14 protein-coding genes and 1 pseudogene are annotated in these 15,142 nt (G+C 42.1%); 2 read left to right on the top strand and 13 right to left on the bottom strand.

Annotated elements, in window-relative coordinates:
- Nucleotides 1–15: 15 nt before the first annotated feature.
- Entirely contained in the window at nucleotides 16–729 is a 714-nt protein-coding gene (locus HUG20_RS16825) for a CpaB family protein (RefSeq protein ID WP_200085834.1), read from the bottom strand.
- Between the two features lie 865 nt (nucleotides 730–1,594).
- The gene (locus HUG20_RS16830; RefSeq protein ID WP_200085835.1) at nucleotides 1,595–3,325 is read right to left on the bottom strand and encodes a DUF5011 domain-containing protein; all 1,731 of its coding nucleotides are present in this window, start codon (nucleotides 3,323–3,325) and stop codon (nucleotides 1,595–1,597) included.
- A gap of 416 nt (nucleotides 3,326–3,741) precedes the next feature.
- On the opposite strand from HUG20_RS16830, the pseudogene HUG20_RS16835 reads away from it, so the two are divergent.
- A pseudogene (locus HUG20_RS16835) lies at nucleotides 3,742–4,594 on the top strand (helix-turn-helix transcriptional regulator).
- An 878-nt stretch (nucleotides 4,595–5,472) separates the two neighbouring features.
- On the opposite strand, the gene HUG20_RS19675 reads toward HUG20_RS16835, so the two are convergent.
- The 11 genes from HUG20_RS19675 to HUG20_RS19830 form a co-directional block, all read right to left on the bottom strand.
- On the bottom strand, nucleotides 5,473–5,604 hold the full coding sequence (locus HUG20_RS19675; RefSeq protein ID WP_281392444.1) for a hypothetical protein: 132 nt from the start codon (nucleotides 5,602–5,604) through the stop codon (nucleotides 5,473–5,475).
- Between the two features lie 336 nt (nucleotides 5,605–5,940).
- On the bottom strand, nucleotides 5,941–6,402 hold the full coding sequence (locus HUG20_RS16840) for a DUF4328 domain-containing protein (RefSeq protein ID WP_200085836.1): 462 nt from the start codon (nucleotides 6,400–6,402) through the stop codon (nucleotides 5,941–5,943).
- Between the two features lie 220 nt (nucleotides 6,403–6,622).
- The gene (locus HUG20_RS16845) at nucleotides 6,623–7,918 is read right to left on the bottom strand and encodes a transposase (protein ID WP_200085837.1); all 1,296 of its coding nucleotides are present in this window, start codon (nucleotides 7,916–7,918) and stop codon (nucleotides 6,623–6,625) included.
- Between the two features lie 48 nt (nucleotides 7,919–7,966).
- A complete protein-coding gene (locus HUG20_RS16850; RefSeq protein ID WP_200085838.1) occupies nucleotides 7,967–8,341 on the bottom strand; it encodes a hypothetical protein in 375 nt (124 codons plus the stop codon).
- Nucleotides 8,342–8,498: 157 nt separating this feature from the next.
- On the bottom strand, nucleotides 8,499–8,780 hold the full coding sequence (locus HUG20_RS16855; protein WP_200085839.1) for a hypothetical protein: 282 nt from the start codon (nucleotides 8,778–8,780) through the stop codon (nucleotides 8,499–8,501).
- Between the two features lie 492 nt (nucleotides 8,781–9,272).
- Nucleotides 9,273–10,106 carry a TcaA 3rd/4th domain-containing protein gene (locus tag HUG20_RS16860; protein WP_200085840.1) on the bottom strand — a complete coding sequence of 278 codons (834 nt, stop codon included), beginning with the start codon at nucleotides 10,104–10,106 and terminating at the stop codon, nucleotides 9,273–9,275.
- Nucleotides 10,107–10,133: 27 nt separating this feature from the next.
- Nucleotides 10,134–10,625, bottom strand: coding sequence for a TcaA second domain-containing protein (locus HUG20_RS16865; protein ID WP_200085841.1), 492 nt, complete (start codon nucleotides 10,623–10,625; stop codon nucleotides 10,134–10,136).
- Between the two features lie 60 nt (nucleotides 10,626–10,685).
- Nucleotides 10,686–11,357, bottom strand: a complete 672-nt coding sequence (locus tag HUG20_RS16870) for a hypothetical protein (RefSeq protein WP_200085842.1) — start codon at nucleotides 11,355–11,357, stop codon at nucleotides 10,686–10,688.
- 120 nt (nucleotides 11,358–11,477) lie between these two features.
- Nucleotides 11,478–12,746: a hypothetical protein gene (locus HUG20_RS16875; RefSeq protein WP_200085843.1), complete on the bottom strand. Its 1,269-nt coding sequence runs from the start codon at nucleotides 12,744–12,746 to the stop codon at nucleotides 11,478–11,480.
- Nucleotides 12,747–13,442: 696 nt separating this feature from the next.
- Entirely contained in the window at nucleotides 13,443–13,766 is a 324-nt protein-coding gene (locus tag HUG20_RS16880; protein ID WP_200085844.1) for a hypothetical protein, read from the bottom strand.
- Between the two features lie 191 nt (nucleotides 13,767–13,957).
- Nucleotides 13,958–14,320, bottom strand: a complete 363-nt coding sequence (locus HUG20_RS19830) for a hypothetical protein (RefSeq protein ID WP_343073220.1) — start codon at nucleotides 14,318–14,320, stop codon at nucleotides 13,958–13,960.
- Here HUG20_RS19830 and HUG20_RS16885 point away from each other — a divergent pair.
- A complete protein-coding gene (locus HUG20_RS16885; protein WP_343073217.1) occupies nucleotides 14,265–14,387 on the top strand; it encodes a hypothetical protein in 123 nt (40 codons plus the stop codon). The genes HUG20_RS19830 and HUG20_RS16885 overlap by 56 nt on opposite strands.
- Nucleotides 14,388–15,142: the final 755 nt, after the last annotated feature.

Consider the following 15,142-nt stretch of genomic DNA (forward strand, 5'->3'; position numbering starts at 1 on the left):
TGTCTACATCCTTCATTAATCATCTTCATCTTCATCCTCATCCTCCTCATCTGGATCGCCTTCATCTTCAGGTATTTCTGTCTCCTCTAACATTTCCTGTAAATCCACATCACCTTCACCTAAATTTGCTTTTAAGACACGTATAGAATCAGCATAATTTTGCATATGAATGATTTCTGTCGCATCATCTGTGGGAATTTCCAGGGCAGCCCCAGTCATTGCATTTTCTTCACCTCCATGCATAACCATAGCGACAGGGACATCACTCATCAGAACTTCTGTCTCGTCTTCACCTTCAAACGAATGAGAGACAACGATATCTACTCTGTCAAGCGCTTCAAGCTCCTGATCAAATTGGACCCCGTCCCCTTGGTGCAAGGCAACCAGACGGTGATTTTCATCTGTAACATCCGAATAAGGTCTCAGTATGTTTTGAACAAGCAGATCCCCTTCGTTTAACGGTACTACTGATACCATATCTTCCAATTCTGAGGGATCAGTGATATGAGAAGATGTTATAAAGCGATTCGGGATTTCCATAGTAGATATATTATTCTCTGTAATCATTTCTCGAGATGGAACGTTTGAATCAGCTACATAGACTTCCGTTGATCCTCCCAATTCTGTTTGTAAACTTTGTACTTGTTGAAAAAATAATAAACCTGCAATGAGTGCAATAATTAATGCTAGTCCTAGAAATATTAACGCTCTTCGTCTAGATTCCAACATCCGAACTTTGACCTCTTTTCCATCTTTTTAACTTTCTTAGTTTACTAGCAACAATCAAACTTTCAAATAGAAATATATTCCCAATTCACTTCATAGTATTATCTAAAAATACTTGTGGGAGATTCCCAATAAGATAAAATATTCGAATTCAGTCAAACATTTACAGATCCTCCTTAAATCTTTTATGCTTTTGTACCTGTAAGTTGCTGCCTCTTTTTACCGAAAGTCATTGATTTAGTTTTAATTGTAAAGTGAGAGGATATTTCGGGATTTATTTCATTCAACCCAAGACTCTCATCCAATAGAATATTCATATTTATTTTCCCCTTGCTTCATACCTACCTTTAGCTCGGTTTCTATATTTTTAGTACCAAAACTTAGCTTATATTTGCTAAGTCTACCATCCTTATTTGTGGGATTAAATATTTTAATGGGGATATTTTTCATATTCTTGTAAAATGAAGCTTTAGTTCTAGGTACGTATTTTTATTTATAATCAAAATGGCTTAGATAACACCTTTGTGAATGAATATTTATAGTATTTTAGTTGATTTAACGAGAAATACTTTCTTTCGTGTACTGATAAAAAGAATGTTAATATTGCTCCTAACGATAAATCATTTGGTGATATGTTCCTGTTAGCAAAGGATACTCATTTAAGATAAATACAATAAACGAAACGGAACGTATTGTTACAAAGTCACGTTCCGTTTGCTATAAATCAATTTTTTATTTCTAAACCTTGGAGCCCTCTTATCCACATGGATGCTTGATATTTGCGAATAGCCTATTTCATGCTCATTGTGCGATTAAATAAATAAAGGGACGGTTTCACCCGCCCCTACGCTTCCATATAGAGTTACCCTTATGCAGTTAACAATTTTTTACGAACGAAAATGGATGCAGCACCCAAAGCAGCAATTCCCAAGCCGATTAATGCCATTAATGGATTATTGCTTGCCGTGTCTGGCAACGCACCGCCTACTTCATCAGCACTTTCATCATCAGTACGTTCACTGTCGCCGCTAGTGTCATCACTTTCATCGGTGCTGCCGCCGTTTCCAGTGCCGTCTTCACCATCAGCACTATCGCCATTTTCAGTGCCGCCGTTACCCGGTGTCACTGGCTCATCAACATCGCCATCGAATTCAACGATTTCAAACGGGACGTCTATTTGTGTTATTTCTTCGTCATCGTCTCCAAAAAGGGTTACTGTAACATCACCAAGTTCTTCAAGCGCTTGGTTGCTTTCCCCAAAGCCATTGAAAAATCCATGATACCCTTCATCTGATGCCATCGTGTCTAAGTCAATAGTCGCTGTATTGCCATCCCATTCGATATCAAGGGATTCAAACCCTTCAATGCCTTCTTCTTCAAAGAAATCCTCAAGGGATTCAGGGATCTCGCCTTCAATGTACTCATCGGGTTCATGGACGGTGATGTCACTCGGAACATCAAATTCAATATTTACACTATCAACGTCTTCAGATGTGAAGTTTGATGCATCAAACCCAAAGTTCATGACGAATTCAGAGGCTTCTAATCCAGGAACACCTGTAACAATTTGACCTGTGGCATCAAAGACCCATTCGCCGTCTTCGTCTTCGTCTTCGATAACGATAACGATAACGTCACGCTCTACCGACGCGCTTTCGCCTCCGCTGTTTTCGACACTATAGGTCACCGTATATTCGCCAGGCTCACTCGTGTCAAGCTCGCTCGTGTCCACGTCGATCGCGTCCGTCAAGTCGCCGTCTTCTTCATCCGTCGCCTCTACTCCCGGATCAACATCCTCGAAATCCGTGCCTACGTCTATCTCCATTGGATCTTCGCCGAGCAGATCAATCTCGGGCTCCGGAACTGGATCTTCAGTACCGTCGTCGGGGTCCTCAGGTTCTGGTCCTTCATCTACCGACAGGGTAACGGTTTCCGTACCGGATACGGAATCTAAGTCCACGTTACCGCCTGTGACCAATGCCGTTTCGAACTCATACTCACCAATCGGGATGGCATTTTCTGAATCAACGGTGAACGGTGTTTCAAACCCGTATGATTGATAAGCGTCAGACTCGGTCGGTTCTAAGTCATTGTCTTCAAAAAAACTATAAAAATCAAACGCGACAGTGTTTGTGTCAGGGTTGATGTCAACAAAGTTCCCGGGTTGATGCTCAGATCGATTGATCGTTGTTTCCTCGCCATCCCCTTCGATCACATTCCCTGTTACCATAAAGGATAGTGTGTCACTGGGGTCCGTCAGTCTGTCTGCCGATCCATCTTCTAAAAGATGCGATAATTCATCGGGCACTTGGACTATGTACGTTAACGCATCAATATCATCATAATCAATATTGCCTGTACCCGAATTATGAAGGCTATGAACCGTGTAATCATATTCATCGTTGTAGTTGCTATGAAACTCTGTGAGCGCTTCATCAGAATCCATAATGTTTTCCGACTGTGCGTGTCCAACATCATGTTGTGACGAAAAAAGGGCAGTTCCTACAGCTAGCGTAGTTGCAAGGGATAACCCTGATACACGCTTTGCAATTTTTTTACGATTTTTCCTGTTACGAATGTTACTATGATTGACTTCCATCTCCTAAAATCCTCCTTATATACTATGAATTAAAATCAATCCTCTTTATAGAATCATATCTCAATATTAATTGTCAAATAATGAATAGAAATTCCAATTGGATTTTTACATTTCGATTAAAAACAAGTGATGAAAAAATGGAAGAATCTTTATCTTATGAACAGGCATTGCTTCGAATCAGGATGATCTTGAAGAATACCTGGAAAAGAACAATCCGTGCTTATTCAACCAACTGTTATGCTCATTATTGTCCTCCCGGTTATTCTTTTCAACGGTTACACACACCGAAAAACTAAAGAAACCAACGATTCGCGGCATAGCTTCACATCGATCCTTTGCCAGTCATCTTCGCAAGATCGATCAAGTTTTTGGGCCATCTTTTCGCTATAATAAAATCAGGGAAAGAGGTGAAGGGATTGCGGAGCGAGTCTTTTCAAGAAGTGATTGAGTATGTGGAAAGAAATTTATCGGCCAGACTTTCGTTAGAACACCTCGCGGCAATTGCGGGATATTCCGCATACCATTTCCAACGATTATTCCGTCATGCCTATCATCTGTCAGTATCTGAATATATTCGCCGAAGGCGTGCAGCTGTCGGTTCCGAAATGTTAATTAATACTGATATGAAAGTGATTGACATCGCGCATACCGTCGGTTTTGAATCGCAGGAAGCGTTCACTCGCGCGTTCAAGCATTATTATCAATTTCCACCGGCAAAATACCGAAAATTGATGCAACCATACGTGATCAAAAGGGAGGAAGAGCAGATGTCAACAGTTCCGGGCTGGATTAAAGGTGGCACACATCCCCGACCATCGCGTATTTCACGAAGGAAAAGCATCAGGCTATTTAAAATCGATCGAGGCATTGGCCGGACACGAATTCGCAACGATGATGCAGGAATTTAACGCTGAAGCCTATATTGAAAAAAGAATGCGACTAAGCGGATTCGTAAAAACGAAAGACGTAGCATCCATGGCAGGTTTATGGATGCGCGTAGACAATGAGAGAGGTGAAGTTTCTCAGTTCGATAATATGGGGGAACGCCCCATTAATGGCACAACCAATTGGAACTGTTACTCTATCGTCCTTGATATTCCGAAAGACAGCCATGTCATCTCATTCGGTTTTCTGTTAATAGGCGCCGGGGACGTATGGGTCGATTCCCTTGCCTTTGAGGAAGTAGACTTAAGCGTTCCAACGACTAACGCGGAAGATCAATCGGAATTGCCGGATCAACCGCTGAATCTTTCCTTTGAAGAGAGATAAAGTTGGACTGAGCAGTGGTTGATAAGTATAGATCGTTTTGAACACCTGAAAATAAACATCCTCTTCGGCCGCGTTTCATGCGGTCGAACGCTTCTCTTTTTCAGGGTGATCGATTGTCTCTTTGAAATGAAGATCCGTTTATGTAACTAAAAAGCCAAGTAAAGTACAAAACAACAACTCAATAACGAGAATCGTTGAATATTTTCCGGTTGCACTGATGTAGGTAATAAAGTTGATTTATACTTTCTTACCTACTAAAAAACATCCCACTCGCGTGGAACTTTGCTATAGGATGCGATTTAACATCCTATTCATAATCTTCCGCCGTTAAATCAAAATGACATAAAACAGTTCCCCTTCCTCAGATCCATCAGCAACCACATCTTGTAACGTCTGAAGAATTTCTTCTTCATAATCATCCTAGTGTTTCAAAAGTTCCTTCCGGAAGGCGGTAACGGGTCCATTATTAGAGGCTAAAAAACCACAATGTACACTCATATACAAAAAAGCGCTACTCCGGGGTGTGATAAAGGATTTTATTCCATCCCCGATCGACTCTTTCAATGCACCCGGATCAGCGTTTTCTACCGGTTCAGGGGACGTCGGACCTTTCAATGTCCCTCGGATCAAAAATTTTTTCCAATTCGGGGGACGTTGGACCTTTCAACGTCCTTCAGATCAACAGTTTCTGCCACTTCGGAGGACGTTGGATCTTGCAATGTACTCCATATCAGCAGTTTTTGCCAATTCAGGGGACGTTGTGAACTTTAAAAAGACCGTAACCACTGGCTCGGAGGTGCGATGGGTGCTAGTCCGCTTTATCAATCTATCGGCGAAATGTGAACAGGAGTTTTGGAAGAAACTTCTGATATAGACCACTAATCTTCGTGATAAGTTCCCGGTTCCGCGCGCATCCACTCTTCCAAGTCATCCCCGGCAAAACGACCGAGATCACCTAACTGAATGTCATCGTCCTCCGATCCGTCTGTTTCGACAACCTTTTCCTTCAAGTATTCTTCCGCTTGCTCATCATCTTCTTCCGCAGGTCATCATTCGTACAAAAGTAGAGGACCATTAGCAGCATTAAACTCAAACATTTATGTGCTTCATTTCATTTCACCCTTCTAACCCTACACTCTATAGCTTGAAAGAAGATTTTTAAGGCTTTCGCTGTCGGCATCAAGTGAGCTGACCAAAACAGGGCCGTGTCCCCTCAGGGAGAAGAGTTGTCTCCGGGTTCCTTGAGACGGACTTGCCTTGGCTAACTAACAGCTACAACAACTTTCCCCACCCAGAGACCTATAAAGAATATTTAAATGCTAGGCATACTGCTACTAACAGCCTTATTATCGTTCTGCCACAGAAGTTTTTCGTGTTTCAACAACTTCACTCATAAATAAGCGTTTTGTCAACATCTGAATAAGAACCAATAAAGTAGCACCTGATATGACTCTAATCAGATCAGAAATCGCACGGATGATGGCATCGAAACGCATATCTCCGACTGTCATCGCTGCCTCCCCATCCAGGTTAAAACTAAATGTGAATGTAATGAAACCGGATAACAGAATAAACCCCCACCATATAATAATGCCTAGATGCAAGGAAGGGACATTTAACCGTTTCACCTGCTCTTTATTAAGCCGCCATATGATAGAGGCGGGCATAATCCAGTTTAGAACCGGTATGAAATGGTAGCCAATAGCCCATCCCGGATGATAAAGGGTATCCCTTGAATGAACCAACCGCGCCCGTTTAAATAATTGATAAAGCCAAATAAAATATAAAACAGTTGTCAACAATAACATTAAGAGAGCTTTTTGCGTTGTAACGATTTTTGCGCTTTAGGCGTAAAAACGGGACCAGGTTCACTCCTGGTTTTTTGTTGAAAACGCCTTAAAATTTCCTTCCACGAACCAAAATCGCTACTATTCGAATATCATTCGTTTTTATACCTCAAAAAAGACACACGTACCCTGTTATCCACAAAAACTGTTTTAAAATTCGGTTTCCCACATGTGGATGCTTTCAGGAAACCAAGCTTCGCATTTTTTCCGGGCGGCCTTCTTGGATATGGCCTAAAGCCATCGCCAACATCGTGCACAGAGCCAACCCAGTTTTCATTTTCATCTTCTTTTGCCCGCGTGTGGTATGCTGTTCGAAGCCAAAGGAGACGTCAAGCCGGCTGTTCACACGTTCCACGGCCGTTCGTTTCGCGTATGCCTTCGCCCATGTGTAACTGGCTCGATCGATCGGCGTGAAGATCCGGCGGTCCTCCTTGAGCGGAATCCGAATTCCTTGGGCAATCGGACACTCCGCTTGTCCTTCACAGGTGATGCCATATTGTTTGGCCGGACAACGCTTTTTGAGGGTGGCTCGATCTTTCTCAAAGCCCCCATTCGCCATTTCGCGCTCTTTCCCGGTCAGCGGGCAGTGACAGTACACGGTGCCTTTATAGTCATGCGTGACATTTTCAATGTCCATCAGTTGGCGCGTGTCCTCGCCATCTTTCCACATGTCCCGGATATCAATGACAGGCTTGGTTTGATGGTCATCCCACAGCCGCTCAAGCATTTTGGTGTCATCGTAACCGCGATCACCGGCGAGTGTTTCTGCTTGTCCCAAAAGCCAAGGGCGTTCTTTTTCAAGCTCATTGATCATATCATGACCGGCGTTAATATCGGGCACCGATGCTTTCGTAACTGAATAAGCCACAGGCAATTCATAGGCCGCGTCGACGATCAGGTGGATTTTATAGCCGAACCATTTGATCACTTTGTTCCAGATCGTCCCGTCTTTGTGTTTCCCCTTATATTCTTTCTTCCCATAATCGGCATCGGTATCACGGCGTCCGTCAGGATCCTCATCCTTATGTTTTCCCTTCGCAAAAGAGTCTACTGCCTTACCATCGATCGCAAGGGCCTTCCCGAAATCAGGGAGGAGCTCGCTCAATTGTTCCACCATCGTTTCAAAAATCGCTTCAACCTTTGATTCGTGCGCCCGCAGCTTTTTTAAAAAGCGCGTATATACATAAGCAGGGGGCACGATCACGGTGAGGCCACACAATTCGCGTAGCTGTCCATTGCGGCTCAATTCCCGACGCAATGATTCAATCGATGTGTGCTCAAAGACAACCCCTGCAAGCATCGTATTCCACATCGCGCGAACAGGGTATTCATTTCGCCCTTTATATCGTTTTTTCTCCAACGTTCGCATCAACGCTTCATCCGGTAAATAATCGAGCACCAAACGTAAGCGTTCCAAATCTCCAAGATCCGCAAGATCTTCCCATGAAAACAAGCTCATTTGTGGTATAATAGCCATAACAGGTGACCCTCCAGGGTAATAGTTGGTTTTTTGTCTATAACTATTCTAACCCACTAGTGGAGCGGTTTCACCTGTTTTTTTATGATTTGGGGTCGATGTATCAGGATCCGTGCTTTTGACCTTCGCCAAGCCTTTAATTCCGTTTGATTTTGGGAGAAAATATTTTTTTACGTCACTCGCACCCCTTGTGCGGCAACGGTTTTGAAACAGCGCAATTAGCTCTAAGAGCATAAATACGGTAGTTATCAGACTGAAAACACCAACGCTGATTAATATACCTTCATCAATGACTTCTTCGGTAGCCGTAGGTGAGTACGAGGCTAGAGCCCACCATTGATATACATCCGCCATAATTGTCAACAGTATGGCGAAAAGGGTCACACTAAGTGAGGTGACTAAAACATTTTTTAAAGCTTTCATAGATAATCCTTTCTCTAACCCCTTCCACTCTTTCCAAATGCTATTGCCGAACAGGAGGTTACAAAACAGATAAATTTTCAACCATCAATAAAATAACATTACAGAGTATGATTGGAACGTTAAAATACCATAAAGTTTCCTTACTCTGCTCTTCTTATCATAACCCAAAAATCCAGTGCACAATTGATGCAACAGTAATTACAAAAGCTAACCCTATCAATGATTTTACAGCCATTTTAAATGTCACTTTTTTATCTTCAGTGTACCTTCTATTTACCCCCAAAAGTCCAAATAACATTAACGTTATACTACCTACAAAAAATAGAAGATTATTCTGTGCAATATCATTAAGCACGTCGGGAGTAACAAACCCTAGAAAGATAAATACACCCAAGAATATACTAGATAGTATTGCCATGACATCCCAAAACTTGTTCACCCTAGACACCTCTGACTTGTATGAAAGGTCAACATTACCTATATTCTAAATATCAACCTTAATATATTTTTTATGACATTATTTTTAAAATTATTCCAGCGGAACTGGAATTCATTATATTTGTGGCCAACGTATTGACCTGCATTTTGCGCGATATTCCTGAATCCATTATAAGCTTTTTCAGATTGCGTCGTTAGCCATTGAATCGTCTTACCCTGTACAATATTATCAACAGAACTAACGATGCCGTTCCATGTAGCACTAGCTCCTTTTGCTCCTAGCCAACCAAAAACAGGAAATAACGCTGCTGAGACGAGGAAAAATTATATAATTTTTTGCACGGGTGGTGCCACACTCGACGTTGTGAAGCAATATATCGAAAAAGAAGGAAAAAAGCGCCTAGCCCCCTCCCTTCTTACTCAATGGAGATAGAAGAGGAATGCGGCGCTTGGTGTTATTCAATACCAAAGAGAAGGGTTCTTCCAATAAGGTTTAGTCGAATTCCGTTTCTACCACTCGATCACCGGTCATGTATGGCTCGTCAGGCATGACTGTGTTGTCATAATCTACTTCATCTACGATCCATGTATCATCCTCATAGATCATTTGGACAATAAGTTGCTGATGATCCTCGCTGAAATCCTCATCGCCTCCGATTTCCCGGTTTTGTCTCGTGTCTTCATGACTTTCTACAGGTATCGAAAGCGTATGAGTGCCGCCATCAGCATATCGATAGTCTACGTCACCAAAATCAATACGGGTGCCTAACACGTCCCCTTCTAAATAATTCTCGTCATCATAGTCCTGAACATCCGATTCAATATCTGATTCAATTTCTTCGGATATGGCATCGGTATCCAAAACGTCCATATCTTGCTCGGTGAGCGCTTCCATACGATCCGTCATGTAGTCATTGATCACTTGAGTGAGAGCTTCTTCGGTCTCTTCTTCCGAAACAGGGTCAGGTGTAATCGTATAGGTATTCGTATCCTCTTCGACTTCCACAGGGTCAGATGTGGCTGTTGCCCAAGGGAGTTCTACTTCTCCATGGATCTCGTGACCGGCGCTGACATCGCCAATCTCTTTTCCTTCATCACTTTGAAGCATCCCTTCAGAATCCTCCAGGTCCTCCTCTTCAATCTGGTCAACCTCATCGCCATCAATAAAAACCACCGTATTCGGCATCGTCGATTCAACGGATATAGGATCACCGGATAAATTCATCGAATGTTCCACTTCAAAATTCTCTTGATCAAAGAGCGTGATTTCGCTTTCCTCTTGATTTGACGCGTACGCCGATTCCGATTCACCCTGAATCGAATACACGCCCGGACCATACGTCCCTAATGTTTCCTATCCATCTTCTTCGATCTTATATGCATCGCCTAAAAAATGGATGTCGGCATCGGCATCAGCGGAAACCTGTAGGTGATAAGGACGAACACGAAGGTTATAGCTGTTACCTAAAACATTATCCTCCTCTTCAATATAAAATGCCCCCATATTTAAGAGCTCATGGATATTAACCTCTCCCGCAGGCATCATGTCTTCATCTTCATAATAACTGGCTTGAATATTGAGAATTTGCATCGTTTCCTCAAAATATTCAGGTTCATGCATCATCTCTAACGTGGTTTCGATTTGCTCGTCTGGCCATGCCATATCCGAATCAACCTCGACCACATCTTTAAAAGCATCTACATCGTTTTCCTGGATGGCATCATGAAAATCTTCGGTGAGTTGTTGCGGATCATTCGACCCGGAAACACCAATCGCTATACCAATACCAATGATTAAAAAAAGTGCAACACCGCCACTAATGATAAAAACATTCTTTTTTGTCACAGGATCTCCTCCCCTCCAAATAAATGCGAAATGAAAAAACAGTCATGGAATTTGACTGTTTTATTCAATGTTTAGCTCTTCCCCATCTTCCACTTCCACGATAAAGCTTTTATCTCTTAGCACATCTTTTTCTACATTCAGATGTTGCCTTGGCATTTCGTAATCTTCTTCATCGTCACTGTCATTCGGTTCACTGTGGATATCAACAATAATTCTGGCTGTGTCGTCATCTTCAAGGATGATTTGCTGCGCCCGAAGGGTATGCCCCATATAATCATCGGTTTGATAGTGCAAAACATCATGCTCGTCAAAATCAAACGTATCTTCATCGCCTTCGGTATGATCGTCTTCTGTATATAGCCAAATGCCCGGCTCTGGTTCTCGTTCAGGGGATCCCATCATCCAATTGATGCGTTGAAATTCGACCAAATTTGTATCATTGGGATCGCCTGGTTCTACCCCCTGACCATTTCCCCCTTCATCTTCCTCAGTTGCATTATCCTCATCAACCGACACATCAGGATCAGAGGCCTCTACACCTTCACCATTTTCCCCTTCTTCATTGGCAGCATCTTCTTCCTCATTGCCGGTGTCCTCCCTCTCGTTCTCACTACCCTCTGTTGCCGTTTCATCATTGCCATTCTCCGGCTCGGCATCGGTTTCCTCGGAATCCCCGCATGCCGCCAACAATAACGCAGAAACCACGAACAATATGTACCGATACTGTTTCATTGATAAACCTCCAATATGTAAATAATTACTATTCTATCGTCTAAGATAGACTTTTCATAAGATATATGCAAGCATATTAGTGGCTCATGGAGCAAAAACATTCCGTACGTGAATTACGCGTTAGGGAGAATAAAGGTTGTAAATTTCTTCTTTTTCCTCATCAGACCAACCGACTTCATCTTCAATGACTTCCACGAGTTCATCATTCAAGGGTTGTTCAACTGACATCGGGATGTTCTGTTCTTCAGCTATCTCAAGCGCCGCAACAAAACCGGTAAAGTCATTGACCTCTGCACTGTTGCCGGTGTTTATAAATTCCGTGTAAGAGCCATCATCATAATTGAAAGAGATCCGGGGATAAACGTTATCCGGTTCGTCTACATCATTCGTCGTAACGTTATAATCCACCGTTAGACTGGAAACCTCTTCCCAACCTCTAAATACGGGGTCAGCAAACGACCAATATTCAGATGCATAAACGCCCTCTTCCGAAACGAGATCATATGAATGGATCCCCAAGTATATGAACGGAAGGGAAAAAATAAAAATCACGGTAGAAGCAAGCGATAATATACGAACGGTTGAAGGATGGTTCTTTTGAAAAATGGTCTCCAACCATAAAAAAACAATGAAGAAAACCAAAATCTGCGAGAACAAAAAAATCGGTTCATCAGATACGTTAATATATATAGGATTATAATCATCCAATGTACTCGCTTGTACATCATTGATCATTATCTCATACATAATTAAGGCAACACTTGCTATAAACAGGGCCAAAAGCCTTTTCAAGAATCCAAATAAATAAATTTTCGGGTTCGATCTCGGCTTCGATTCCCTGGATATACCTTCATTTTTAATTTCAGCATGTGGCATCCTTTTCTCTAGCTCTTTAGTCAACTTCTTCCCATGCTTGACCTGACCCCATTTAAAATTTACCAATGGCACATCGCTATGGTTTGTCGCTTTATTAATGGATCTTGCCGCCTTCAGTGATTTGGGAAGCCTTTCATAGTAATATTGGTTGTCAAAAAAGATAAAGCCTACAGCGTTATTTCCATGATCTTTCATATAATATATTGTACAAACATCCCTAAATGGTATTTCGATCACTTCGCTGCCAACATAATGAAGAAATGAATGTTCATAAATGGTCATCACAGGATCAAAGTTGAAGATTATGCGTTTCAATACTGCCACAGTTCCAAATAAAAAGAACAAAGTTAACGCTGAGCCAAGTAGCGCAAAAAGAGTAAATAAAAAACCCGGCGTTGAATATAAAAGGTAAGTTACCACGCCCATCAGTGCTGCGAAAAAAAGTGATGCGGCAATGATGAGAATTCCTCTTCTTTTTGACCAATAAAAATTCATATCTTCGTGATTGTCCATTTGACTCTATGCCCTTTCGATTGTATTTCTTTTTAAAGTGTTACTCCTCACTCAACGTCGCGTTCACTCGAGCAAGCAATGCTTCAATTTAATGGCAGTATATATTTAAATGATAGCTTAAATATACAGGAATAAGCAACAATAATTGGAAGTAATCAGCACGGAAAGCCATTCGCAACACGAATACTTTGTAAAAACTCTACGGCTTTTGACACTAATGCTTTTTTCATCATCCAGGTTTAGATTGTAAATAATTCGCTCATGCGTTTTTGTGGAAAAATCATGATATAACCTATGATACTTTTTTTAAATAGTAATGAAGAATTTTTCAAATTAAACCGAGGTCAACACTAACATCAATGGGTGATAGTCGTGATTAAATATGGGAATAACACTAGCGAGCGAAGGAAAAACACGTAGACGCCTGTGGGAAAGCGCAGAGCGAAGACCCCGCAGGAAAAAAGCGAACGTCTTTTTTCCGGGGAGGCTGAGCTTGGGGCCCACGGAAAGCGTCGTGTTTTTCCGTAGCGGTCATTGCCAATCATCATTGCCCTATGCAAGGTGGCTGAATGACCTGATCACGGGGACACTTGGAAGAAGTTCGGCGTCAACGCTTCTGGCTCCCTAGCGGACCATTGACCGCTTCATGGCGACCGAAAAAGCGGTCGGTTCTCGTGTTCGGTCGCCATAACCGTTTTATGACGACTGTAATGGCCTGAACCGAAAACGTTCGGGCGCCATAGCCGCTTCATGATTGCCAAAAAGGCTTGTATCGAAAGAATTCGGTTGGCATGGCTGCCTCATGGCGACCGAACGAGCGATTGGCTTTCGTTTTCGGTCCCCATGAACCGTTTCATGGGGACCGGGGAATCCTGCTTCGCAAGAAGACATTCGATCATTGACGATAGCCTTTGATACCTTATCTCGGGCTGTGGACATTTCATCCAATCGATCACTAATCCCAGGTTGAAGCCCTAATCCGGTCTCCCGGTCGTCGTTGTAATCGCTTATTTCCGACACGCTGCACTAGCAGGATGCCCCATTAGTAAAACCAAAGGCGTTCTGCTAATCGATATGTAAATGATAAGTCCACTTCTACGCTTCAATTACCAAAATTGCGGACCAAAAAAGCATGGAGATGATCCGGTTTATCCGTGGGCATCTTCTTTTTTTGCTCCTTCATGAAATCATGAATCGCACAAACATACGCCTCATATTCCCTCATCATAGTTTCGCTTGTTATGCAGGATCGATGTCCCAACCAGCCTCAAACATGTTTCTGCAAGGAGGGAGTGGGTGAACAGTATAACGGACAGAATCGGATCCCATAGGCCATTGTGTTCCACCCCGGCTACATCATCATTACCTCCATTTAAGTTGAAAAAAGGGTTTATTCCATTCTTAAGTAGGGGAAATACTTGACTAAATGATTTTGTAAATAAACCTTGTGGAGGGTCCATATTGAAAAAGCTGCAAAAATCGAGTACAGATAAAGCGATCGTAGGCGTTTGCGGGGGAATAGCTGAATATATAGGTATGCCTTCTATTGCAGTTAGGCTCATATTTTTGATCACGCCTGCTGCTCCAGTTATATATATAATCCTTGGGGCTACACTTTCTGAGAAATCGCCCTCATTATAATAATTTTGATAGTGTATGCAGGCGTGGTTGTTGAGGTGTTACTATCGATGTTCAAAAAAATAAAAAGTATTACAAAACGACTTTAAAATGGCTCAGGGGTGCAACGCTCGTATACGCAGTTATTCTTCTCATCGCACTCCCTCCAAATTCTATGCCGATTTGGTTAATGGTAACGATCCTTTTTGGTCTTTTCTTTTTGATAAAGGGTTTTGAATTATTATCAGGCAACTGGCGGGAAGGAAAAATATGGTATCGAGACATTTTTCTTCTTATCGGCGTTGTTCTTACTTTGTTTTTGTTCGTATACGATCCGGGATTCACAGACCGAACTAATCGATGGCTGATGACAGGCTATATTGTGATAGGTATTGCTGTGACAGAGGTTATAAGAAAGAAAAAACTTAAAACCTCGGACTCTTCCCGTGAAAATTAATCATGTCTTAAGCAATCAGGGACAAATCTGGAACAGTGAATGAGGGATAAAGTGGGTATTATAGGTACTGCCAATATTGCTCTTTTTACTTTTGTATCCTTCGTTAGTTTTATCATCTGGTTGGTCGTACGATCTGGAAAAAAGCCAAATCGTGATCATGAAAGAGATAAATCTTCCTGAATCGAGCGCTTTTGTGGAAGAAAGATTGTACCAAAACTTTTATTATATTCAAATTCATCATCTCGACGTTTTCGGAAATGACGGACGGCTTCCCCTGTTTCCTCGATGGTTTGATCTACACTTGGTGTAGGGGAAAGCCTCA

Source organism: Salicibibacter cibi, from assembly GCF_016495865.1.
Lineage (GTDB): Bacteria > Bacillota > Bacilli > Bacillales > Marinococcaceae > Salicibibacter > Salicibibacter cibi.

Bases quoted from the DNA above. Each gene is read 5' to 3' on its own strand.
- HUG20_RS16845 (WP_200085837.1), bottom strand. From the start codon at position 7,918: ATGGCTATTATACCACAAATGAGCTTGTTTTCATGGGAAGATCTTGCG.
- HUG20_RS16840 (WP_200085836.1), bottom strand. From the start codon at position 6,402: ATGTTATTGTTGACAACTGTTTTATATTTTATTTGGCTTTATCAATTA.
- HUG20_RS16870 (WP_200085842.1), bottom strand. From the start codon at position 11,357: ATGAAACAGTATCGGTACATATTGTTCGTGGTTTCTGCGTTATTGTTG.
- HUG20_RS16825 (WP_200085834.1), bottom strand. From the start codon at position 729: ATGTTGGAATCTAGACGAAGAGCGTTAATATTTCTAGGACTAGCATTA.
- HUG20_RS16830 (WP_200085835.1), bottom strand. From the start codon at position 3,325: ATGGAAGTCAATCATAGTAACATTCGTAACAGGAAAAATCGTAAAAAA.
- HUG20_RS16875 (WP_200085843.1), bottom strand. From the start codon at position 12,746: ATGGACAATCACGAAGATATGAATTTTTATTGGTCAAAAAGAAGAGGA.
- HUG20_RS16850 (WP_200085838.1), bottom strand. From the start codon at position 8,341: ATGAAAGCTTTAAAAAATGTTTTAGTCACCTCACTTAGTGTGACCCTT.